The sequence below is a fragment of the Pseudomonas sp. MWU12-2029 genome (assembly GCF_023242425.1).
In the GTDB taxonomy this organism is placed as follows: domain Bacteria; phylum Pseudomonadota; class Gammaproteobacteria; order Pseudomonadales; family Pseudomonadaceae; genus Aquipseudomonas; species Aquipseudomonas kribbensis.
In genome coordinates this window covers 21773-42999 of record NZ_JALJDY010000008.1, presented here as the reverse complement: position 1 = coordinate 42999, position 21227 = coordinate 21773, and the positions used below count along the sequence as shown (strand labels likewise).

20 protein-coding genes are annotated in these 21227 nt (G+C 61.2%); 5 read left to right on the top strand and 15 right to left on the bottom strand.

Annotated features, from left to right (window positions below; genetic code table 11):
* Window positions 1-9 precede the first annotated feature (9 nt).
* Complete coding sequence (locus M5B44_RS20085; protein ID WP_248740284.1) at window positions 10-603, bottom strand: hypothetical protein; 594 nt, start codon at window positions 601-603, stop codon at window positions 10-12.
* Complete coding sequence (locus tag M5B44_RS20080; protein ID WP_248740283.1) at window positions 569-1309, bottom strand: SURF1 family protein; 741 nt, start codon at window positions 1307-1309, stop codon at window positions 569-571. Before M5B44_RS20080 ends, M5B44_RS20085 begins: the two co-directional genes overlap by 35 nt.
* Window positions 1310-1380: 71 nt before the next feature.
* Between M5B44_RS20080 and M5B44_RS20075 the strand changes: the two genes are divergently transcribed.
* A complete protein-coding gene (locus M5B44_RS20075) occupies window positions 1381-1584 on the top strand; it encodes a twin transmembrane helix small protein (RefSeq protein WP_065260656.1) in 204 nt (67 codons plus the stop codon).
* Between the two features lie 9 nt (window positions 1585-1593).
* Here M5B44_RS20075 and M5B44_RS20070 read toward each other — a convergent pair whose 3' ends face one another.
* From M5B44_RS20070 to coxB, 4 genes are all read right to left on the bottom strand, one after another.
* On the bottom strand, window positions 1594-2481 hold the full coding sequence (locus M5B44_RS20070) for a cytochrome c oxidase subunit 3 (RefSeq protein WP_085713030.1): 888 nt from the start codon (window positions 2479-2481) through the stop codon (window positions 1594-1596).
* 25 nt (window positions 2482-2506) lie between these two features.
* Window positions 2507-3058, bottom strand: coding sequence for a cytochrome c oxidase assembly protein (locus M5B44_RS20065; RefSeq protein WP_085713029.1), 552 nt, complete (start codon window positions 3056-3058; stop codon window positions 2507-2509).
* 27 nt (window positions 3059-3085) lie between these two features.
* Window positions 3086-4672, bottom strand: a complete 1587-nt coding sequence (gene ctaD / locus M5B44_RS20060; RefSeq protein WP_114880897.1) for a cytochrome c oxidase subunit I — start codon at window positions 4670-4672, stop codon at window positions 3086-3088.
* 82 nt (window positions 4673-4754) lie between these two features.
* Window positions 4755-5882, bottom strand: coding sequence for a cytochrome c oxidase subunit II (gene coxB, locus M5B44_RS20055; RefSeq protein WP_248740282.1), 1128 nt, complete (start codon window positions 5880-5882; stop codon window positions 4755-4757).
* 369 nt (window positions 5883-6251) lie between these two features.
* On the opposite strand from coxB, the gene M5B44_RS20050 reads away from it, so the two are divergent.
* Complete coding sequence (locus M5B44_RS20050) at window positions 6252-6884, top strand: hypothetical protein (protein ID WP_065260651.1); 633 nt, start codon at window positions 6252-6254, stop codon at window positions 6882-6884.
* Window positions 6885-6936: 52 nt separating this feature from the next.
* On the opposite strand, the gene M5B44_RS20045 is transcribed toward M5B44_RS20050, so the two are convergent.
* The 6 genes from M5B44_RS20045 to M5B44_RS20020 all read right to left on the bottom strand — a co-directional run bounded on the left by M5B44_RS20045 (window position 6937) and on the right by M5B44_RS20020 (window position 14481).
* Entirely contained in the window at window positions 6937-8463 is a 1527-nt protein-coding gene (locus M5B44_RS20045; protein ID WP_248740281.1) for a SulP family inorganic anion transporter, read from the bottom strand.
* A 90-nt stretch (window positions 8464-8553) separates the two neighbouring features.
* Window positions 8554-9285 carry a carbonic anhydrase gene (locus tag M5B44_RS20040; RefSeq protein WP_114880899.1) on the bottom strand — a complete coding sequence of 244 codons (732 nt, stop codon included), beginning with the start codon at window positions 9283-9285 and terminating at the stop codon, window positions 8554-8556.
* Window positions 9286-9500: 215 nt separating this feature from the next.
* A complete protein-coding gene (locus M5B44_RS20035) occupies window positions 9501-10559 on the bottom strand; it encodes a PA0069 family radical SAM protein (RefSeq protein WP_248740280.1) in 1059 nt (352 codons plus the stop codon).
* 74 nt (window positions 10560-10633) lie between these two features.
* Window positions 10634-11935, bottom strand: a complete 1302-nt coding sequence (locus M5B44_RS20030) for a c-type cytochrome (protein ID WP_248740279.1) — start codon at window positions 11933-11935, stop codon at window positions 10634-10636.
* A gap of 12 nt (window positions 11936-11947) precedes the next feature.
* Complete coding sequence (locus M5B44_RS20025; RefSeq protein WP_248740278.1) at window positions 11948-13732, bottom strand: GMC family oxidoreductase; 1785 nt, start codon at window positions 13730-13732, stop codon at window positions 11948-11950.
* 2 nt (window positions 13733-13734) lie between these two features.
* A complete protein-coding gene (locus M5B44_RS20020) occupies window positions 13735-14481 on the bottom strand; it encodes a gluconate 2-dehydrogenase subunit 3 family protein (RefSeq protein ID WP_248740277.1) in 747 nt (248 codons plus the stop codon).
* Between the two features lie 298 nt (window positions 14482-14779).
* On the opposite strand from M5B44_RS20020, the gene M5B44_RS20015 reads away from it, so the two are divergent.
* Complete coding sequence (locus M5B44_RS20015) at window positions 14780-15424, top strand: dual specificity protein phosphatase family protein (RefSeq protein WP_248740276.1); 645 nt, start codon at window positions 14780-14782, stop codon at window positions 15422-15424.
* Here M5B44_RS20015 and M5B44_RS20010 read toward each other — a convergent pair.
* From M5B44_RS20010 to prlC, 3 genes are all read right to left on the bottom strand, one after another.
* The gene (locus M5B44_RS20010) at window positions 15411-17462 is read right to left on the bottom strand and encodes a M3 family metallopeptidase (protein ID WP_248740275.1); all 2052 of its coding nucleotides are present in this window, start codon (window positions 17460-17462) and stop codon (window positions 15411-15413) included. The two genes, M5B44_RS20015 and M5B44_RS20010, sit on opposite strands and share 14 nt — an antisense overlap.
* Before the next feature lie 112 nt (window positions 17463-17574).
* Window positions 17575-17865, bottom strand: a complete 291-nt coding sequence (locus M5B44_RS20005) for a YheV family putative zinc ribbon protein (RefSeq protein ID WP_007953955.1) — start codon at window positions 17863-17865, stop codon at window positions 17575-17577.
* Window positions 17862-19913 carry an oligopeptidase A gene (gene prlC, locus M5B44_RS20000; RefSeq protein WP_248740274.1) on the bottom strand — a complete coding sequence of 684 codons (2052 nt, stop codon included), beginning with the start codon at window positions 19911-19913 and terminating at the stop codon, window positions 17862-17864. The genes M5B44_RS20005 and prlC overlap by 4 nt, the downstream gene beginning before the upstream one ends.
* Before the next feature lie 88 nt (window positions 19914-20001).
* On the opposite strand from prlC, the gene M5B44_RS19995 reads away from it, so the two are divergent.
* Window positions 20002-20547 (top strand): gamma carbonic anhydrase family protein, encoded by a 546-nt coding sequence (locus tag M5B44_RS19995; RefSeq protein WP_064379538.1) that lies wholly within the window; start codon window positions 20002-20004, stop codon window positions 20545-20547.
* A 28-nt stretch (window positions 20548-20575) separates the two neighbouring features.
* Window positions 20576-21226 carry an HAD family hydrolase gene (locus tag M5B44_RS19990; protein ID WP_248740273.1) on the top strand — a complete coding sequence of 217 codons (651 nt, stop codon included), beginning with the start codon at window positions 20576-20578 and terminating at the stop codon, window positions 21224-21226.
* The last annotated feature ends 1 nt before the right edge of the window (window position 21227 follow it).

Here is a 21227-nt window from a genome sequence, read left to right as displayed (position 1 = left end):
ACGATGCCCTTATCCGATGTTCGACAGTTTCAGCAGGTGGCGCAGGTCGTTGAGCAGATCCTTGCCCTTCACACTCGGGTCGTAGCGCAATACGAGATTGCCGTGGGGATCGATGATCCACAGCTGCGGCGTGGCCTTGTCGCCGGTGGCCTTGCTGAATGCGGCGGCGTCCAGCGGATAGCGTTGCAGTTGCGGATATTCGCGAGTGAGTTTGGCTTCGTAGTCGGCGCTCAACGGTTGTGCGGCGGCGAGGGCGTGGCTGGCGCGGCCGGCATCGCGGCCGAGGCCGATCTGGATTTGCCGCGCCAGGTACACCAGTTGCTGGCAATCCACCGCGCAGTCTTTCGGCGCGGTTACCAGCATCTGCCAGCGTTCTTCGTCGGCCGTCACGCCGAGGTCGGCGCGGCTCTGGCCGTTGCCGATCAGTTCACCGTGATAGCTGCGACCGTCCGGCACCCAGAACTGCAGCTTGTACATGCCGGTGGCGAGGATCATCGGGCCGATCACGCCGAGCAGGATCAGCAGCAGTTGAATGCGTCCGCGGCGGCGACCGGCCGGGACTTTGGCTTCAGACATGCTGGGTGGATTCATGGCCGCTCCCATGGTGTTTCTCCTTCGCGTTGTGCAATCCGAGGTAGATGTAGAGACCGAACAGGGCGGTGGCCATGGCGAACCACTGCACGGCGTAGCCGAGGTGTTTTTCCGGGCCCATGGCGACGACCGGCCAGTCGGCCTGATAGCTGGCGGGACCAGGTTCTGCGCGCAGCTCGTAAGCGAAGCCGTCGCGCTCGAGGGTTTTCCACAATTTGGCCGGTTCGACGGCGGTGACGGTTTGTGGCCAGGTGCTGCTGACCGGGTCGGCGTGCAACTGGAAGGTCGCGCCGGGGGCGACATACACCCAGGCATCGACATTCACGGCCTCGGCCGGCGTCTTGAATTGCGGGGTAACGCGGCGGTCCGGCCATGGCAGCCAGCCGCGATTGACCAGCAGCCACAGGCCGGTGCGCTGATCCTGAAACGGTTGCAGCAATTCGACGCCGACCTTGCCGTCACGCTGCCGGTTGTCCAGCAGCAGGCTGTGTGCCGCATCGAACTGGCCATGCAGATGCACCCGGCGAAAGGCCGGATCGGCACTGTGCAGCAACTCGGTGCTGGCCATCGGCTCGGCAGCGCGGCGCTCGGCGTAACTGGCGAGCAGGGCGGTTTTCTCCGCGCCCCGGCCCAGTTGCCAGAAGCCCAGCGAAATCAGCAGCGGCAGCAGCAAGGCGACCACCAGCGTCGGCACGACGCCCGGCCGGAAGCGCTTCATGGCCGCGCCAGAAAAGCAGTGAATGCGACCGCTATACTTGATTGCATCGCCTGTACCCCCGGAGTCTTCCCATGCTCAAAGCAGCTATCGTCCTGATGCTGATTGCCACGGTGATCAGCCTGTTCAGCGGCCTGTTTTTCCTGGTCAAGGACGACAGCAGTTCAAATCGCCTGGTCATCGCCTTGAGTGTTCGGGTGGCATTGGCCGCTTGCACCGTCGGCTTGATTGCCTGGGGTTTCTACAGCGGCCAACTGGTGTCGCACGCGCCCTGGTAGCTCTGTCCTTCAGAGCACGTAAACGAAGATGAACAAGCCGATCCACACCACATCGACGAAGTGCCAGTACCAGCTCGCGGCTTCGAAGCCGAACTGGTGCTCGTTGTCGAAGTGGCCCTTCATGATGCGCATCAGCATCACGAACAGGATGATCGTGCCGATGGTCACGTGGGCGCCGTGGAACCCGGTGAGCATGAAGAACGTCGCGCCGTAGATCCCTGAACCGAGGGTCAGGCCCAGTTCGTGATAGGCGTGCATGTACTCCTCGGCCTGTAAGGCGAGAAAGCCGCAACCCAGCAGCACGGTAATCGCCAGCCAGATTTTCAGCGCCCCGCGATGGCCTTTCTTCAGCGCATGGTGGGCGATGGTGATGGTTACGCTGGAACTCACCAGCAGAATCGTGTTGACCAGCGGCAGGCCCCAAGGGCTGATGACTTCCTTGGGCGGCGGGAACAGTTTCGGATCCGGCGTGTGCAATAGCGGCCAGGTGAACTGGAAGTTCGGCCAGAGCATATGCGCAATGCCCTTGGTGCCTTCGCCGCCCAGCGCCGGGCCGGAAATGTGCCGCACGTAGAACAGCGCACCGAAGAAGGCGATGAAGAACATCACCTCGGAGAAAATGAACCAGCTCATGCCCCAGCGGAACGAGCGATCCAGCTGCGGGCTGTACAACCCCGCACGGCTTTCCTTGATCACCGCGCCGAACCAGCCGAACAGCATGTACGCCAGCAACAGCCCGCCGACGAAAAAGATGTACGGGCCGTGGGATTCCGGGCGTGCCGCCTTCAGATCGTTGAACCAGGTGGCCAGGCCGTAAACGGTGATGACCATGCCGAAGGTGGCGATGATCGGCCACTTGCTCTGGGCCGGTACGTAATAGTGCTCATGAGTTGCCATTTATTGTTCTCCTTATCGGGCACGCTTAACCGCCAGTGTTTGCAGCCACCGGAGGGTGTCGGGCGGTGATATCGAACAGCGTGTAGGACAGCGTCAGGTGCTTCACGTCCTTGGGCATGTCGCGGTCAACGATGAAGCGCACCGGCATCTCGATCTGCTGACCGGGCTGCAGCACCTGCTGGGTAAAGCAAAAGCATTCGGTCTTGTGGAAATACGCCGCCGCTTCGCTCGGGGCGATGCTCGGCACGGCCTGGGCGCTCATCGGTTTGTCGGTGGGATTGCGGGCGATGAAGATCATCTCGTTCACCCCACCCGGATGGGCGACCAGCTCTTCGCCTTTGGGGTAGAACTCCCAGGGCATGTCGGCGTTGTTCATCGACAGGAACTGCACCCGCACCTGTCGCGAGTTATCCACAACCTGCTCGCCCTCGTACTGCCCGGCAGTCTTGCCGTTGATGCCGAACGCCTTGCACATCACGTCGTAGATCGGCACCAAAGCAAAACCGAAAACAAACATCGCCACCACCACGCCCAGCAGTCGGGTCACCAGTTTCTTCAGCGAAATCGAGTCAGCCATGGCGGCGGCCCTCAAGGGCTACAGGGTTCATTTCACTTCCGGCGGCGTGGTGAAGGTGTGATACGGCGCCGGCGACGGCACGCTCCACTCCAGACCTTCGGCCCCATCCCACGGTTTGGCCGGTGCCGGCTCTCCGCCACGAATGGTCTTGATCACGATGAACAGGAAGAAGATCTGCGTGGCGCCGAACATGAACGCGCCGATCGACGAGACCATGTTGAAGTCGGCGAACTGCAGGTTGTAGTCCGGAATCCGCCGTGGCATCCCCGCCAGTCCCACGAAGTGCATCGGGAAGAAGGTCAGGTTCATGCCGACGAAGGACAGCCAGAAATGCAGCTTGCCCAGGGTTTCGTCGTACATGTGGCCGGTCCATTTCGGCAGCCAGTAGTAGGCCGAGGCGAAGATCCCGAAGATCGCCCCCGGTACCAGCACGTAGTGGAAGTGCGCCACCACGAAGTAGGTGTCCTGGTACTGGAAGTCCGCCGGGGCGATGGCCAGCATCAGCCCGGAGAAACCGCCGATGGAGAACAGGATCACGAACGCCACGGCAAACAGCATCGGCGTTTCGAAGGTCAGCGAGCCTTGCCACATGGTGCTGGCCCAGTTGAACACCTTCACCCCGGTCGGCACCGCAATGAGCATCGTCGCGTACATGAAGAACAACTCGCCCACCAGCGGAATGCCCACCACGAACATGTGGTGCGCCCAGACGATGAACGACAGGAACGCGATGCTCGCCGTGGCGTAGACCATCGAGGTGTAGCCGAACAGCGGTTTGCGCGAGAAGGTCGGGATGATCTGGCTGACGGCACCGAAGGCCGGCAGGATCATGATGTACACCTCGGGGTGGCCGAAGAACCAGAACACGTGCTGGAACAGCACCGGGTCACCGCCACCGGCGGCACTGAAGAAACTGGTGCCGAAGTGGATGTCCATCAGCATCATCGTCACGCACCCGGCCAGCACCGGCATCACCGCGATCAGCAGGAACGCGGTGATCAGCCAGGTCCAGACGAACAACGGCATTTTCATCAACGTCATGCCGGGGGCGCGCAGGTTGAGGATGGTGGCGATCACGTTGATCGCGCCCATGATCGAGCTGATCCCCATCAAGTGGATGGCGAAGATGAAGTAGGTCACGCTTTCCGGTGCGTAGGTGGTGGATAGCGGCGCGTAGAAGGTCCAGCCGAAGTTCGGCCCGCCACCGGGGGTGAACAGGGTCGACACCAGCAACAGGAACGCCGCCGGCAGCAGCCAGAAGCTGAAGTTGTTCATCCGTGGCAGAGCCATGTCCGGCGCGCCGATCATCAACGGGATCATCCAGTTGGCGAGGCCGACGAACGCCGGCATCACCGCACCGAACACCATCACCAGACCGTGCATGGTGGTCATCTGGTTGAAGAACGCCGGTTCGACGATCTGCAGGCCGGGCTGGAACAGCTCGGCACGGATCACCATGGCGAACGAGCCGCCGAGCAGGAACATGCAGAACGCGAACCACAGGTACAGCGTGCCGATGTCCTTGTGGTTGGTGGTCAGCACCCAGCGCATCAGGCCTTTGGCGGGGCCGTGGGCGTGGTCGGCATGACCGTGGTCATCGATGACAGCGCTCATGGCCGGTCTCCTTCAAGTGAGTGGACTTGGCAGGCCGGGGCAAGGCGCCCCGGCCGGTTCACGAAGTACGCAATAGACCGGCTCATTTGCTTTCCGCCTGTTTCAGCTCCAGCACTTCTTTTGGCGTGACCATGTCGCCCTTGTTGTTGCCCCAGGCGTTACGTTCGTAGGTCACGACCGCTGCGATATCGACTTCCGAGAGTTGCTTGCCGAACGCCGCCATGGCGGTGCCCGGTTTGCCGAAGTACACGCGGTGCAGGTGATCGGCTTTCGGCCCGGTGGCAATCGGCGAGCCCTTGAGTGCCGGGAACATCGGCGGCAGGCCCTGGCCTTCGGCCTGGTGACAGGCCACGCAGGTGGTGTGGTAGATCTTGTCGCCGCGTTCCTTGAGCTCGTCGAGGGTCCATTCCTTGCTGGTCAGCTCCTTGAGCTGCGCAGCCTCGGCCTTGCGGTCGGCCAGCCATTTTTCGTAGTCGGCCTTTTCCTTGACGTCGACCACGATCGGCATGAAGCCGTGATCCTTGCCGCACAGCTCGGCGCACTGGCCACGGTAGATGCCGGGCTTGTCGATGCGGGTCCAGGCTTCGTTGACGAATCCGGGGATCGCATCGCGCTTGACCGCGAAGGCCGGCACCCACCAGGAGTGGATCACGTCGGCGGAAGTAACGAGGAAGCGCACCTTGGCGCCGATCGGCAGCACCAGTGGCTTGTCGACCTCGAGCAGGTAATGCTCGCCCTTGGCTTCCTTGTTGTGGATCTGCTCGGCGGGGGTGGCCAGGTTGCTGAAGAACTCGACGTCCTGGCCCAGGTATTTGTAGTGCCACTTCCACTGATAGCCGGTGATCTGGATATCGATATCCGGCTCACTGGTGTCGTACATGCGGATCAGCGTGGCGGTCGCCGGAACGGCCATCGCCACCAGAATCAGCAGCGGGACGACGGTCCAGAGAATCTCGACGGTGGTGCTTTCGTGGAATTTTGCGGCGACCTGCCCGGTAGAACGGCGGTGCACCATCATCGACCAGAACATGGCGCCGAAGACGATGATCCCGATCACCACACAGATCCAGAAAATGGTCATGTGCAGGTCGAATACTGCGTGACTGATTTCAGTCGCTCCAGGCGCCATATTCACAGTCCAGGCAGCTTGCACCGGGCTGAAAATCGACCACAACAGGAGGCCCATCCAGACGTGTGGATGTCGCATCATTGCGGGTTCCCCTTATCGTTCTTGTTATCCCGCCGGCTTTCGCCTGCGGCAAGGGAGCGGCTGCATCAGACTACGAACTTGAATCGCCGGGCCTTGCTGCGGGTGCAGTCGGGCGTCATCAGCTAACTCCATTCAATGGCGAGTATAGACAGCGGCGGAAAAATGCAATGTGCGGACGTAAATCGAATGAAACAGCTGGCACTTGCGTTCCAGGGCACGAATGGAGAAGGATGCAGACGAGTGGTGGCAAACCGATATAACGCAGGTGTATCAAGGATGAAATAATTATGACAAATGCGTCTTAGCATTTTTCGTAAGCCAGCTAAGTTATGTCTTCCCTATTTCATTGCCTTGTTTCCTGGAGTTTTCATGAACACCGCCGCATTGCGCGAGCAGATCCACATAGCCCGACAACACGAGATCGAAACCGGAAAGCTGACCCGTCAGCTCGAAAATCAACTGCAACACCTGCACCCGGCCATCCAGTTGCCGGAAACCGACGCCAACGGCGTGCTGACGCGTTTTGTCGCCGCCTACATCGATGAAGTGCCAGACCTGCTGGATGCAGCCAATGAAGTCGCCAGGGAAGCGGGAATCGAGTCACAGATCAAACCGGTGCTGAAAATCGCCGAACAGTACTTTCTCCAGCCGCCGGTCGGTCTGGACAGTCTGCTGGACGAAGCCTATCTGGCCCACCGCTTTGTCGAAGAGGTCAACGACCTGTACATCAAGCATTTCGGCCAGCCACTGATCCCCCTGGACATGACGGTCGCCAATCTGATTGCTCACCAGTTGCTCGGTGAGGAATTTGCCAATCAACTCGATGAAGTGGTGCATCACGCGGTGGACAGCATGCTCGACGACGACAGCTTTGCGCTGGAGTCGGTGGAAGCCTACCGCGAGAAACTCAGCAGCCCGGACACCGGTGCGGCGTGGAAACGCTGGCCGTGCATGAGCCGCCGTCTGGGCGTGGGCCTGGAACTGGATCAGCCTGCGGCTTGATCTCTGCGCAAACGTTTGGGGGAACAGATTGCTCTGTTCCCCCAGGTTTTTTTCAGCCTGCCGCACCGATGCCGGTGGTGGTACGGATTCTCCCCTCAAGCCTGCGTTTCAGTCCGCGCGACTCGATCAACAGCTTCGAACCCTTGGCCGCATTGGCCCGGCCCCACTCTTCCAGCAACTCCAGACACGAATGGTCGATGTAGCTCAGGTTGTTGAGCGGCACATGCACCGTCGTGCCCGGTGGAATACTGCCCAGCACCTGAGTCAGTGCCGGCACCTTGAGGAATGTCGCCGCGCCCACCAGGCGCAATTCCATTTCCCCGTCCTGTGGCAGATCGATCAGGCTGATCTTCAGTCGCGAAGCCTTGAACGCCAGTTTCACCAGGGTCAGGCCGAAACCGATCAGCACACCGGTCAACAGGTCAGTGAAAATGATCGCCAGCGCTGTCGCTGCGTAGGTGAACATCGGCATCCGGCCATAACGCCCCAGGCCACGAAACGCCTTGAGATCCACCAGTTTGAAACCGGTGTAGACCAGCACCCCGGCCAGACTCGCCACCGGAATGCTTTGCAGCAGACTCGACAGCAACAGCACGAAAGCCAGCAGCCACAGACCATGGAAAATCGTCGAGTAGCGCGTGGTCGCACCGGCCTGGACGTTGGCCGAACTGCGCACGATCACCCCGGTCATCGGCAGTGCGCCCACCAGCCCGCAGAGCATGTTGCCGACTCCTTGCGCCGACAGTTCACGGTCGAAGTCCGAACGCGGACCGCTGTGCATGCGATCCACCGCGGCAGCGGACAGCAGGGTTTCGGCGCTGGCGATGAAGGCCACGGCGAACGCGGCGATCAGCAGCGTCGGGTCGGCCAGACTCAGCAGGTCCGCCGGCTTCAGCCAGTCGATGGCTTCGGCCAGATTCGCCGGTACTTCAACCCGTTTGACCTGCAATGCCAGCAGCAGACTGGCGCCGGTCGCCAACCCGACACCGAGCAGCGCACCGGGAATGAAACGCAGCGAGTGTGGACGGAACTTCTCCCACAGCCACATAACGGCGATGGTCGACAATCCGAGCAATCCGGCCTGCCAGCCAAAAGACGGCAAGGCCTGCGCCACCGCGCCGGGGAACGCCGTCAGGTTGTCCAGCCCGGAGGGTTTCGGCGCGGCATCCAGCATCACATGCACTTGCGACAGCACGATCAGTACACCGATCCCCGCGAGCATGCCGTAGACCACCGCTGGCGCCGTGACCCGGAACCAGCAACCGAGCTTCAGTCGCCCGGCCACCAGTTGCAGAAAACCGGCGAGCAGCAGGATCGGCCCGAGCATCTCGATCCCGTGCTGGCGCACCAGTTCGAACACCAGCACCGCCAGCCCTGCCGCCGGCCCGCTGACCTGCAACGGCGACCCCGCCAGCCAACCCACCACCAGACCACCGATGATCCCGGTAATCAGGCCTTTGGCCGGCGGCAACCCTGAAGCAATTGCAATGCCCATGCACAGTGGCAGGGCGACCAGAAACACAACCACCGAAGCCAGCAGCTCCCGTGGCAACACCGCTTTCAATTGAGCCGCACGCATGATGACTCTCCCGAAGTTTTCTTCAGGCGTGGCGAAGCCGGGTCGCTTGAACGGCGACCGGCGTCAGACCACACGGATTTTTAGGAGGATTCAGAAGCGCGCTTTGGGCGTCGCCACCGGAATCGGATGGCTGCCGTCGAGCGGCAGGAAGCGTCCCTGATCCGCGTCGTAAGCTTTGATTTCACTGGTTTCGATGTTGTAGACCCAGCCATGGATGAACAGATGACCGTTCGCCATGCGCGAGGCTACCGAAGGATGGGTACGCAAGTGCTGTAGTTGGGCTATGACGTTTTCCTCGGTGAGGATCGGCATGCTCTCTTTTTCGTCGGTGCAGTTGCAGTTGTCATGCACCATGGTTTTCGCGACTTCGGCGTGGCGCAGCCAGGCTTTGACCGTCGGCATCTTTTCCAGGCTGCCCGGATTGAGTACCGCGCGCATGGCGCCGCAATCGGAGTGGCCGCAAATGATGATGTGTTGCACGCCAAGGGCCAGGACCGCGTATTCGATGGCGGTGGAAACGCCGCCGTTCATCTGGCCGTAGGGGGGAACCACGTTGCCGACGTTACGGGTCACGAACAGATCGCCGGGAGAGCTCTGGGTGATCAGTTCGGGAACGATGCGCGAGTCGGCGCAAGTGATGAACATCGCCCGTGGCGACTGGGCCGTGGCGAGTTTCTTGAAGAGTTCTTCCTGTTGCGGAAAGACCTCATGATGAAAATGCAAAAAGCCGTCAACGATATGTCGCAGTGCTGCATCGGCGGAAACCGCCCCAGGGACGGCTTGCGCCGACGCAGCCAACGGCTGTTTATCCTTGTCACTCATGATTCATCCTCTTTGGCGGATTCGGGGAGTCATTCCCGTGTATTCCGGTATGAAGCCAGTGGCTGTTTAAAACATCCGGGCCGTCCTGACCCATCAGTCACTCGATGAACACGGTAACCGCCGAAACTTAACTCAAACTGAATCAAAGGCTCTAGAACGTGTGTTCCAGGTCACAAAAAACGTGACTGGGGTGAACCTGGTCAGTCATTTCCTCCTTAAATCAGCGCCATCTGGCGACCCGGCGGGCAAAAGGCTGTGCAGTCGAGATTGAAACCTTCGCGGTGATTGAGTCCCAGGCGTTTCAACGCCTTGGCGAAGCGCTGCGCGAGCAGGTCGGCGAACGGCCCTTCACCGCGCATCCGGGCGCCAAAACGGCTGTCGTACAGTTCGCCGCCACGGCTCTGGCGGATCAGGCTCAACACATGGGCGGCGCGCTGCGGGTAATGCGCCTCGAGCCATTCCTCGAACAACGGCGCCACTTCCAGCGGCAGGCGCAACATCATGTACGCGGCGCTCTGGGCACCAGCCACGTGGGCTTCGGTCAGCAGGCTTTCGATTTCGCTGTCGTTGATCATCGGAATCATCGGCGAGCACAGCACGCCGACCGGAATCCCCGCCTCGCGCATCACCCGGATCGCCCGCAACCGGGCCTTGGGCGCGGCGGCCCGGGGTTCTAGGATGCGTTTGAGTTCATCGTCCAGGGTGGTCAGGCTGATCATCACCGCCACCAGCCGTTGCTGCGCCAGTTCGGTGAGCAGGTCGAGGTCGCGCAGGATCAGCGAGCCCTTGGTGACGATGGTCACCGGATGTCGATAGCGCAGCAGCACTTCGAGGGTCTGGCGGGTGATTCTGTGTTCGCGTTCGATCGGCTGATACGGATCGGTGTTGGAGCCCAGATTGATCGGCGCGCACTGATAGCCTTTCTTGCCAAGCTGTTCCTCCAGCACTTGGGCGGCGTTGGTCTTGGCGATCAGCTTCGTTTCGAAATCCAGCCCCGGCGACATGTCCCAATAGGCGTGGCTCGGTCGTGCGTAGCAATAGATGCAGCCATGCTCGCAGCCACGATAGGGATTGATCGAGCGGTCGAAGGGCAGGTCCGGCGAGGTGTTGCGGGTGATGATGGTTTTCGCCGTCTCGAAACTGACTTCGGTGCCCTGGGTCAGCGGCACTTCCTGAACCCAGCCGTCGTCCTCGGCCACCGATCGGCTCGGCGCAAAGCGGTTGTGCGGATTGGTGGCGGTGCCGCGACCGCGCGGGGGAAGAGGGGTAGACATGGCAGCGCCTCGATACTGTTTGCATATACAGTATCGAGGCGCTTTGCATCTGGCTAGTGCCGTCGGGCGACTGGTCAGTTGTGTGGCGTGACTTGGCCGAGGTCGTCGCTGGAGGTGTGCTTCATATCTTCCTTGCGCAACTCTGCCACATCGGCGGCCTTGACCGGCGCGCCCTTGTTACCCCAACTTCCGCGAATAAAGCTCACCACATCCGCCACTTCCTGATCCGACAGACGCCAGGCGAAACCCGGCATGGTGAAGGTGGACGGTGCCGTGTGCGTCGCGGGCAATGTGCCGCCCTTAAGCACGATGTGGATGAGCGACGTCGGATCCTCCGATTGCAGCACCGGATTGCCCGCCAACGCCGGAAACACCCGGGTGTAGCCGTGGCCGTCGGTGCGGTGGCAGGCCGCGCAGTTGTCGATGTACACCGAGGCGCCACGCTGTCTGTCGTCACCGTTCCACAAGGCCTTGGCAGCTTTCTCGTCATACTGGTGCGGCTGGTCGGCAGGATCGTTGGCCGGCAGCGATTTCAGGTAACGCGCGATCGCGGTCAGGTCGGCATCGGTCATGTACTGCATGCTGTGGGTGACCACGTCGCTCATGCCACCGAACACCGCACTGCGGTCGCTGCGGCCGGTCTTGAGGAACTGCACCAGCTGCTCTTCGCTCCAGCTGCCGAGGCCGTCCTTGTGGTCGCCGCGCAGGCTCTTGGCGATCCAGCCTTCCAGCGGCGCACTGCCTGACAGAAAACTGCTGCCTTCGGCCGCACTCAGGGATTTTTCCTGCATGGTCAGGGCTCGTGGCGTATGGCAGGCGCCGCAATGTCCGAGACCTTCCACCAGATACGCCCCACGGCTGACGACGGCATCGTCCGACACGGGTTTGTAGTCCTCGACCTTCGGCGCGAACAACCAGCGCCAGCCCATCAACGGCCAGCGCATGCTCAACGGCCACGGGATGTCGCTGGCCTTGTTTTCCTGTGCCACCGGTTCAACGCCGTGCATGAAGTAGGCGTACAGCGCCTGCATGTCATCCTGGCTGACGCGGGCGTAGGACGGGTAGGGCATCGCCGGGTACAACGTACTACCGTTTTTGGCGACGCCATGACGTACGGCCTGGTCGAATTCTTCGAAACTGTAGCCGCCCAGCCCAGTGTTGTCCGGGGTGATGTTGGTCGAGTAGATCGTGCCGATCGGCGTCTCCATCGGCAGACCGCCGGCGAACGGCTTGCCGTCCTTGGCCGTGTGGCAAGCCACGCAGTCCCCGGCACGTGCGAGGTATTCGCCTTTCTTGATCAAGGATTGATCAACTTCGGCACCATAAAGGGATGCACTGCCAAGCAGCGCCAGGGTCGCGATAACGAGAGTCTTCATGGTCATCGCTCCTTAAGCCTGAACCAGCGGGCCGGGGTTTTTCAGGTATTGCTCACGGATCGCTTTCGCCGACCAGTAGGTCAGTGCTGCAACCAGCCCGGTCGGGTTGTAACCCAGACCCTGTGGGAATGCCGAGGCACCCGGGACGAATACGTTGTGCACGTCCCAGCTCTGCAAATAGCGATTCAGCGCGCTGGTCTTCGGGTCAGTGCCCATGATTGCGCCACCGTTGAGGTGGGTGGTCTGGTACGACGCCGTGTTGAAATGTTCGCCGACTTTCTTGCCAAGCACGGCAATGGCTTTCGGGCCCATGGCTTGCGCGACCTTGCCCATTTTCTCGACCATGAAGCGATTCATCTTGATGTCGTTTTCCTGCCAGTCGAATGTCATCCGCAGCAGCGGCAGGCCGTAGGCATCGCGGTACACCGGGTCCAGATCGAGGTAGTTGCCACGGTAGGACTGATGCGCACCGTGAGCGTCCATCGACACCTGGTGGGTGTAGTAATCGGCGGTCGCGCGCTTCCACGCACTGCCCCAGGCCGGAGTGCCCGGCGGGTTGGAGGTGCCGGCAATCGGTCGGCTGCCGGCCTGATTGACCCACATCGGCGAGCCGCCGACGAAGCCGTGCGGCCCGTGATCGAAGTTATCAGCGTTGAAGTCGTCCAGCGCCACGCCGTTGCCGCCGGCGCCAATGAAGTTGTTGGTGTGGGTGTCCTTGTCGAAGAACGCCTTGATGGTCGCCATGTTCTGGTAGGCGAAGTTACGCCCGACCACGCCTTCACCACTGACCGGGTCATACGGCTTGCCGATGCCGGAGAGCAGCATCAGGCGCACGTTGTGCAGCTGGAACGCACCGAGAATCACCAGATCCGCCGGTTGCTCGATCTCCCGGCCTTGGCCATCGATGTAGGTGACGCCGGTGGCTTTGGTTTTCGTGCTGTCGAGGTTGACCCGCAGCACGTGGGCGTTGGGCCGCAGTTCGAAATTCGGCAGCGGTTTCAGCGCCGGCAGAATGTTCACGTTCGGCGAGGCCTTGGAATACATGTAGCAAACGTAGCCGCTGCAAAAACCGCAGAAGTTGCATGGGCCCATCTGCGCGCCGTAAGGGTTGGTGTACGGCCCTGACGTATTCGCGGAAGGCAGGTTGTAGGGTTTGTAACCGACCTCTGTAGCCGCTTTGCCGAACAGCTGTGCGGAAACCGTGTTCTTCTGCGCTTCCAGCGGGAACGGGTTCGAGCGATCCGGCGCGTACGGGTTGCCGCCCTTGCCCTGGCCGACCAGTTGGCCTTTCACGGTCCAGGCCTGGCCGGAGGTGCCGAAGACTTTTTCGGCGAAATCGAAGAACGGTTCCAGCTCTTCATAGCTGACGCCGAAGTCCTGGATGGTCATGTCCTTGGGAATGAAGCTTTTGCCGTAGCGTTCTTCGTAGTGGCTGCGCATGCGCAGCTCGATCGGATCGACGCGAAAGTGCACGCCGGACCAGTGCAAGCCGGCGCCGCCCACGCCATTGCCCGGCAGGAACGCGCCCAACTGGCGGTTCGGCAGGGCGATGTCGTTGACGCTGTGGCGGATGGTGACGGTCTCTTTGGAGATGTCCTGGAAGAGTTTTTTCCGCACGCTGTAGGTGAGTTCGTCGATCACCTGGGGATAGTTGCCGTCAGGGTAGGTGTCCTGCATCGGGCCGCGCTCCAGCGCCAGCACGTTGAGGCCAGCCTCGGTCAGCTCCTTGGCCATGATTGCGCCTGTCCAGCCGAAACCGACGATCACCGCGTCGACCTTCTTCATTACCGTTGCCATGCTCACGCCCTCTCGCCGCGAATCGAAACTGCCGGGAAGGGGTATTGCTCGTTGCGTTCCACCCAATCCATGAAATCGGCGCGGGCGCCGGGGAAGCCGATCATGGTCCAGCCGACCATGCCTTTATTGCCGCCGTGGATCGGGTCGCAGAAGAACCCTTCCTTGGTGTTTTGCAGCAAAAGACTGAAGAAAATCTTCGCCGGAACGCTGTCGAATTGCGGTTTCCCGGCTTCGAGTTGCTTGAGCAAATCGTCTCGGGTAGCGCTGTCTTGCTCGGCAAATGTTTTACCGTTGAGGGATTTTGTCCACTGATCCGTGGCGGCGATGCCGAGGCGATAGATTTCTTTGGGAACCAGTTTGCTCTGCCAGCCCATCTCGGGCGCAGCGTCGGCGTTGAACGGGCCTTGCATGTACCACAGGGCACCAGCGGCGTACGGGGTGTTCATCTGACGGTCGATGTATTCCGGCACGCCAGCCTCGAGAGCGCCGGGGCCCTGGGCATCGTTGGGGATCAGGTGCGCGACGGCGGCATTGATGAACGCCCACTCTTCGGCGGTGAAGTAGCTCGGCTGGTAGGCGCTTGTCTCTGCGGCAACCGGTTTGGCGGGGGCCGGGGCTGGCGAACTTTCGGGAGCTGCTTGCAGCACGCTGCTGCCCAGGCCGGTGCCGGCGAGGGTGACCACCGGGATCAGGGTCAGGGATTTGCGCAAGAACTCACGCCGCGGGTTGTCTCGATCTTGATCAGACATGGGGTGCACCTCATCAGGCATTGATGGTTATCAGCCGTTTCTGGGGACGGCTTTTTGAGTGTTCGGTTGCGACGTGGCCGGAAATGACCCGGAAAAGGGGGACGCGTCTGCAACATGATGTGACAAATGGTAGCAGCCTAACCAACCGGATGAACCGATTCAGCCGAAAAAAGCCCAGAAATACGACGAAGGAAGTCCTCGGCTTCACGTTTCTTTGACAATCGCCTCACAGGGATTTGACTGGACAACCCGCAAGCTGCCGCCCTCACTGATGAATCCCATACGGTCACCGCACAGCATGTCCTTGAAGCGTTTTTCCTCCGCGATCTGTTTTTCGCTGTTTGCCCTGCTCGGCTCGATTTCGGCCCATGCCGCAGATGCGCCGGTTTCTCGCCCTCCGGAATGGGCACAACCGGTCGAAGCGAAATACAACTTCTTCCAGATGTCGCCCACGCTCTATCGCAGTGCGCTGCCTGACGCCGGCGCCGTGCCGTTGCTGCAGAACCTGAAAGTGGCCACGGTCATCAACTTCCTGCCGGAAGCGGACTCAAGCTGGTTGAAAACCCCGGGCATCAACCAGGTGCAATTGCCGTATCGCACCAATCATGTCGATGACGCCGACGTCCTCAAGACCCTGCGTGCAATCCAGACCGCCGAAGCCAACGGCCCGGTGTTGATGCATTGCAAGCATGGCTCCGACCGCACCGGCCTGATGGCTGCGATGTACCGCATCGTGGTGCAGGGCTGGAGCAAGGAAGACGCCCTGAACGAAATGACCCAGGGCGGTTTCGGTGAAAGCGGCCACTTCAAGGACGGCGTGCGCTACGTGATGCAGGCTGACGTCGACAAGCTGCGTACCGCGCTGGCCAATGGCGATTGCAGCACCAGTGCCTTCGCTACCTGCTCGATGAAGAGCTGGTTCCAGACCGTCAATCTGAAGTAACCCGTCGGTTGATTGGCCGGCTGACACACAGTTCTTCACTGATCGGCTGGCCAACGAACGCCTCCACCGCTTCCAGCAACGGGCGACCGGCTCCGGGCGCAAAGAACGTTTCCCGGAAAGCCCGGCCGGTCTGCGCCCTGAACACCCAGTCACGACTGAAGCGTTTGAACGCTTCCTGAGCCAGCACCCCCGACCAGACATAGGCGTAAACCGAAGCGTCGTACTGGGTCACCATGTAATCGAAACCATTGGCGAACCGGTGACTGTCGGGCAGTTGCAGGTGAGCCATCTTGCGCTGCACGTCGGCGCAAACCTCTTCGACAGAGCGCCCGTCGCCGTGGGTGGCGTGCAGTTCGAAATCGATGAGCGCTCCCATCAGTATCAAGGCCTGTTGCCGACTGGAGTGGGCCTGGCTGGCCGAGAGTGCGGCGTCGACCCGTGCAGCGCTCAAGCGTTCTCCAGTCTGGAAATGCGCGCCGAGCCACAGCACGAACTCCCGCGACTGACACCACTGCTCGAACAATTGCCCGGAAAACTCCGCCGCCTCATGGCCCAGTTGCAGGATGCCGGAAAGGGTGTGATGGGGCGAGCGCGTCAATACGTGCTGAAGGCAGTGACCGAACTCATGAAAAAGTACCCGCAGATCAGTGAGGTCGAGTCGGCAGGGGTGGCCGTCGGTGGCCGGTGTGAAATTGCTGTAGAGCACGGCAATGGGTAGCGCCGGTCGGCCTTCGACATTGATCCGACGGTTGCGCAGTGTGGATGTTCCGGCGAAATCAGCAGCGTTGTCGCGATGAAACGGGTCGAGGTAGATATAACCGATGACCTGTTCATGCTCGCTGATTTCCAGCAGTCGCACATCCTCATGCCAGTGTTTCCCGCCGACCTGTTCGACGATACGGATCCCGAACATGCGTTCGCAGAACAGACAGAGCCGGCGCAAGGTGCCATCGAACGCGAAGTAGTCGCGCAGATTATCCAGCGCTCCGGGAAACTGTTGCTGCCGCCATTGTTCAGCGAGGAAATCTTCATCCCATGGCTGGACCCGGTCGATTCCGCGTTGCCGGGCGAAGGCGGCCAGTTGTTTTGCGTCCTGCTCCAGGATGGGGGTCAATTGCGCAACCTGGCACTCTAGAAAATCCCTGACCCAGGCCGTCGTTCCGGCCATGCTTTTTGCCAGACTCAGTTGCGCGGCGTTTTCGTGGCCAAGCAAGCGGGCTTTCTGTCGGCGCAAGGCAAGCAGCTTTGTCAGTACCGGGCCGTTGTCGAAGCGCCCGGCCAGCGGCCCCTGATCGGAAGCGCGGGTCGCGTAGGCCACACAGCATTCCTCGCGTAACGCACGATTCTCGGCGTATTTGAGGATGTGCTGGCAGGTGTTCTGGTCCAGGCGAATCAGCCAGCCTTCATGCCCGGCCTCGTGTGCGGCGCGCGCCAGGCGATCCTTCATCGACGGGGACAGACCCGCAAGCTGTGCAATATCGTCGACGCGTTTGCTCCAGGTCTCGGTCCAGAGTTCAAGGTGGGTCAAGAACCTGGATTCCAGGCCGCCGATCTCAAGGTTCAACCGGGACTGTTCCTGCTGCTGCGCGATGGAAAGCTCGATGCCCGACTGCCTGAATTTGCGCAGTATCCGCGCCAGCACGGTCTTGCGCGATTCATCGAAACTGGCCGCGATCGAGCTCTGCGCCAAATGCTGGTAAGCCTCGTACAACGGGCGATTGCGGCTTTTTTCGGAGCGATACTGGTTGATCGCGAGCAGAGCCTTGGCGCTTTCCACGAGCCAGTCGGCATCGTCGGATCTGACCATGGACAGTGTTTCGAGAATCGACCGGAATTCACCGATGCGGGCATCGGCTTCGTCGATGCTCAGTACCAGATCGTCCCAGCAGGGATGCTCGCGCTGAGTGGCGAGCACTTGCGCAATGATTCGTCGGTGGTCGGCAATGATGCTGTTGATCGCCGGCAGCAAATGCTCGGCGCGAATCGCCGGCCAGGGCGGCAGGGTCCAGTGTTGCAGGAGGGGATTGGAGTCAGGCATGGCAGCTTCCTTCGAGGCATGGCGGAAACGGCCAGCCTACGAAGCAAGTGCAAGGGACAGGTGTTAAACCAATACCACCTTCCACCGGAAATCGGTGGAAGGTGGTGCCGGATCAGTGTTGCTCGTCGGGCTTTTTCTTCAGCTTCGGGTTCGGGAAGAACTGCACTGCCTGAACCGTCTTGTCCGGTGCAGGCTTGAGCGCGCTGGTGTTGACCCGCGTGCCCAGTTCCTTCGGAACCGACAACCCTTGGGCATTGAGCGTATCGCTGTAGCCGCACGCCACGCATTCGCGGTGCGGAACATCGTCCTCGCTCCACATCATCAGCTTGTCCGGCTCGCTGCACGCCGGGCAGACCGCCCCGGCGATAAAGCGTTTTTTCGTTTTCACAGGTGCCTCACTCATGCTGCCGCGTCCTCACTCAGGCCGCTGTGGCGCAAGAGTGCGTCAATCGATGGCTCACGGCCACGGAAGTCGACGAACAGCACCATCGGCTCCTGCGAGCCGCCGCGGGCCAGGATTGCTTCGCGGAAGGCGCGACCGGTGTCGGCATTGAGCACGCCGTCTTCTTCGAACTTGGAGAAGGCATCCGCCGACAGCACTTCCGCCCATTTGTAGCTGTAGTAACCCGCCGCGTAACCGCCGGCGAAGATGTGGGCGAAGCTGTTCGGGAAGCGGTTGTAGGCCGGAGGACGCATCACCGAGACTTCGTTGCGAACGCCTTCCAGAACCTGCGCAACGCTACGGCCGTCACCGTGGGTGGCGTGCAGTTCGAAGTCGAACAGCGAGAATTCCAGCTGACGCACCATCATCAGGCCGGACTGGAAATTCTTCGCCGCGAGCATTTTTTCCAGCAGATCCTGTGGCAGCGGCTCGCCGGTTTCGTAGTGGCCGGAAATCAGCGCCAGGCCTTCCGGCTCCCAGCACCAGTTTTCCATGAACTGGCTCGGCAGCTCGACCGCGTCCCATGCCACGCCGTTGATGCCGGATACACCGGCATGTTCGACGCGGGTCAGCAGGTGATGCAGGCCGTGGCCGAATTCGTGGAACAGGGTGGTGACTTCATCGTGGGTCAGCAGCGCAGGCTTGCCGCTGTCGGCCGGGGTGAAGTTGCACACCAGGTTGGCCACCGGGCTTTGCAGCACGCCGTCGATGGTGCGGCGACGATCGCGGGCGCCGTCCATCCAGGCACCGCCGCGCTTGTTGGCGCGGGCGTAGAGGTCGAAGAAGAAGCGGCCGACGTGCTGGCCGTTTTCCTTGATCTCGAACAGGCGCACGTCCGGATGCCAGGTGTCGAAGCCTTTCAGTTCGGCGATTTCGATGCCGTACAGGCGCTGAACGATGGCGAACAGGCCGCCCAGTACCTTGTCGATCGGGAAGTAGGCGCGCAGGGTTTCCTGGGCGACGCTGTAGCGTTGTTCACGGAGTTTTTCACCGTAGAAACCGCTGTCCCAGCTTTGCAGATCGGCGCAGCCCTGCTCGGCGGCGTAAGCCTTGAGCTGTTGCAGGTCCTGGGCGGCAAACGGTTTGCTGCGTTTGGCCAGATCACGCAGGAAGCTCAGCACCTGATCGCTGGATTCGGCCATTTTGGTCGCCAGGCTCAGCTCGGAGAAGCTGGAGAAACCGAGCAGCTTGGCCAGCTCCTGACGCAGGTCGAGGATTTCACCCATCACCGGGCCGTTGTCGTTCTGGCCGGCGTTCGGGCCTTGATCCGACGCACGGGTGCAGTAGGCGGCGTAGACTTCCTCGCGCAGTGCACGGTCCTGGGCATAGGTCATCACCGCGTAGTAGCTCGGGAATTCCAGGGTGATCAGCCAGCCGTCGAGGCCTTTGGCCTGAGCGGCAGCGGCCATCTGCGCCTTGGCCGAATCGGTCAGGCCGGCGAGGGCGGCTTCGTCGGTCAGGTGCTTGGTCCAGGCCTGAGTGGCGTCGAGCAACTGGTTGGAGAAGCGGCTGCCCAGCTCGGACAGCTTGCTCTGCACTTCGGCGTAGCGCTTCTGCTCGGCTTCCGGCAGGTCGATACCCGACAGACGGAAGTCACGCAGGGCGTGTTCCAGAATGGTTTTCTGCGCCACGTCGAAACCGGCGGCTTCCGGGCTGTTGGCCAGGGCTTCATAGGCCTGGAACAGTTCGCGGTTCTGGCCCATTTCGGTGGAGTAGGCGCTCAGGGCCGGCAGGCACGACTCGTAGGCTTCGCGCAGTTCGGCGCTGTTGCACACGGCATTGAGGTGGCTGACCGGGCTCCAGGCAGCGCCCAGGCGATCATTGAGTTCGTCCATCGCCAGCACCAGCCCGGCCCACGTCGGGTTCTGGCCCTGGGTCTTGAGGATCTCGGCGATGGCGGCGCGGTTGTCGGCCAGGATGGTGTCGATGGCCGGCTGCACGTGTTCGGCACGGATCGCGGAGAACGGCGGCAGGTCGTAGGACTGCAGAAGAGGGTTGTTCACGCTCACGGTTGCACCTTGGCTGGAAGAAACATGCGCCCATCTTAATTACAATCGACACCCACCGCAGCTATCGGCGACAGAGAGAGAACTAATCGTGTCCCTTCGCAAGTACCAGAATCACACCCCACGCTTGAGCCAAGGCGCTTTTGTCGACGGCTCCGCGGTGGTGATCGGCGACGTCGAAATCGGCGAAGACAGCTCCGTGTGGCCGCTGACAGTGATCCGCGGCGACATGCACCGCATCCGCATCGGCGCGCGCACCAGCGTGCAGGATGGCTGCGTTTTGCACATCACCCACGCCGGCCCGTTCAACCCGGACGGCTTCCCGTTGCTGATCGGCGATGACGTGACCATCGCCCACAAGGTCATGCTGCATGGCTGCACCGTCGGCAGCCGCGTATTGATCGGCATGGGCAGCATTGTCATGGACGGCGCGGTGGTCGAGGACGACGTGATCATCGGCGCCGGCAGCCTGGTGCCACCAGGCAAGCGCCTGGAAAGCGGTTTCCTGTACGTGGGCAGCCCGGTGAAACAGGTTCGCCCGCTGACCGACAAGGAAAACGCCTTTTTCACCTACAGCGCGGCGAACTACGTGAAGCTCAAGGACCTGCATCTGGCCGAAGGCTACGACCAGCTCTGACTTTTCTCTCTACTGCCCGGGATTTTTCATGCATTACCAGACCGTACTTTTCGACCTCGATGGCACCCTGACCGATCCGCGTGAGGGCATCACCCGCTCCATCCAGTTCGCCTTGGCCAAACTCGGCATTGATGAGCCGGACCTGACCAAACTGGAACACTTCATCGGCCCGCCGCTGTTGCAGGCATTCATGCAGTTTTATGGATTCGATGAAGCCAAGGCCTGGGAGGCGGTGAATTTCTATCGCGAGCGCTTCAAGGTCACCGGTCTTTACGAGAACCGGGTGTTCGAGGGCGTCACGCCGTTGCTGGAAACCCTGAATGGCCAAGGCCGGCAGCTTTACATCGCGACGTCGAAGCCGTGGGTGTTCGCCCGGGAAATCGCCCGGCACTTCGATTTCGCCAAACACTTCAAGGTGATCTACGGCAGCGAACTGGACGGTACCCGCACCAACAAGGTCGAGCTGATTGCACACCTGATGGCCGAGGAGGGGCTGGATCCGGCCAAAACGCTGATGATCGGTGACCGTAAACACGACCTGATCGGCGCCCGCAGCAACGGACTGGATGCGGCAGCCGTGGGTTATGGCTTCGGTAGTCATGAAGAGCTGAGCGCCGAGGCGCCGGCTTATCATTTTGAAACCCTGGCTGAGTTGCATCAGGCGTTTTTGCGGCGCTGAT

What these genes read in the sequence shown, in the direction of transcription:
- M5B44_RS20085 (WP_248740284.1), bottom strand. Translation starts at nt 603, where the DNA reads ATGGGAGCGGCCATGAATCCACCCAGCATGTCTGAAGCCAAAGTCCCG.
- M5B44_RS20080 (WP_248740283.1), bottom strand. Translation starts at nt 1,309, where the DNA reads ATGAAGCGCTTCCGGCCGGGCGTCGTGCCGACGCTGGTGGTCGCCTTG.
- M5B44_RS20075 (WP_065260656.1), top strand. Translation starts at nt 1,381, where the DNA reads ATGCTCAAAGCAGCTATCGTCCTGATGCTGATTGCCACGGTGATCAGC.
- M5B44_RS20070 (WP_085713030.1), bottom strand. Translation starts at nt 2,481, where the DNA reads ATGGCAACTCATGAGCACTATTACGTACCGGCCCAGAGCAAGTGGCCG.
- M5B44_RS20065 (WP_085713029.1), bottom strand. Translation starts at nt 3,058, where the DNA reads ATGGCTGACTCGATTTCGCTGAAGAAACTGGTGACCCGACTGCTGGGC.
- ctaD (WP_114880897.1), bottom strand. Translation starts at nt 4,672, where the DNA reads ATGAGCGCTGTCATCGATGACCACGGTCATGCCGACCACGCCCACGGC.
- coxB (WP_248740282.1), bottom strand. Translation starts at nt 5,882, where the DNA reads ATGATGCGACATCCACACGTCTGGATGGGCCTCCTGTTGTGGTCGATT.
- M5B44_RS20050 (WP_065260651.1), top strand. Translation starts at nt 6,252, where the DNA reads ATGAACACCGCCGCATTGCGCGAGCAGATCCACATAGCCCGACAACAC.
- M5B44_RS20045 (WP_248740281.1), bottom strand. Translation starts at nt 8,463, where the DNA reads ATGCGTGCGGCTCAATTGAAAGCGGTGTTGCCACGGGAGCTGCTGGCT.
- M5B44_RS20040 (WP_114880899.1), bottom strand. Translation starts at nt 9,285, where the DNA reads ATGAGTGACAAGGATAAACAGCCGTTGGCTGCGTCGGCGCAAGCCGTC.
- M5B44_RS20035 (WP_248740280.1), bottom strand. Translation starts at nt 10,559, where the DNA reads ATGTCTACCCCTCTTCCCCCGCGCGGTCGCGGCACCGCCACCAATCCG.
- M5B44_RS20030 (WP_248740279.1), bottom strand. Translation starts at nt 11,935, where the DNA reads ATGAAGACTCTCGTTATCGCGACCCTGGCGCTGCTTGGCAGTGCATCC.
- M5B44_RS20025 (WP_248740278.1), bottom strand. Translation starts at nt 13,732, where the DNA reads ATGGCAACGGTAATGAAGAAGGTCGACGCGGTGATCGTCGGTTTCGGC.
- M5B44_RS20020 (WP_248740277.1), bottom strand. Translation starts at nt 14,481, where the DNA reads ATGTCTGATCAAGATCGAGACAACCCGCGGCGTGAGTTCTTGCGCAAA.
- M5B44_RS20015 (WP_248740276.1), top strand. Translation starts at nt 14,780, where the DNA reads ATGTCCTTGAAGCGTTTTTCCTCCGCGATCTGTTTTTCGCTGTTTGCC.
- M5B44_RS20010 (WP_248740275.1), bottom strand. Translation starts at nt 17,462, where the DNA reads ATGCCTGACTCCAATCCCCTCCTGCAACACTGGACCCTGCCGCCCTGG.
- M5B44_RS20005 (WP_007953955.1), bottom strand. Translation starts at nt 17,865, where the DNA reads ATGAGTGAGGCACCTGTGAAAACGAAAAAACGCTTTATCGCCGGGGCG.
- M5B44_RS19990 (WP_248740273.1), top strand. Translation starts at nt 20,576, where the DNA reads ATGCATTACCAGACCGTACTTTTCGACCTCGATGGCACCCTGACCGAT.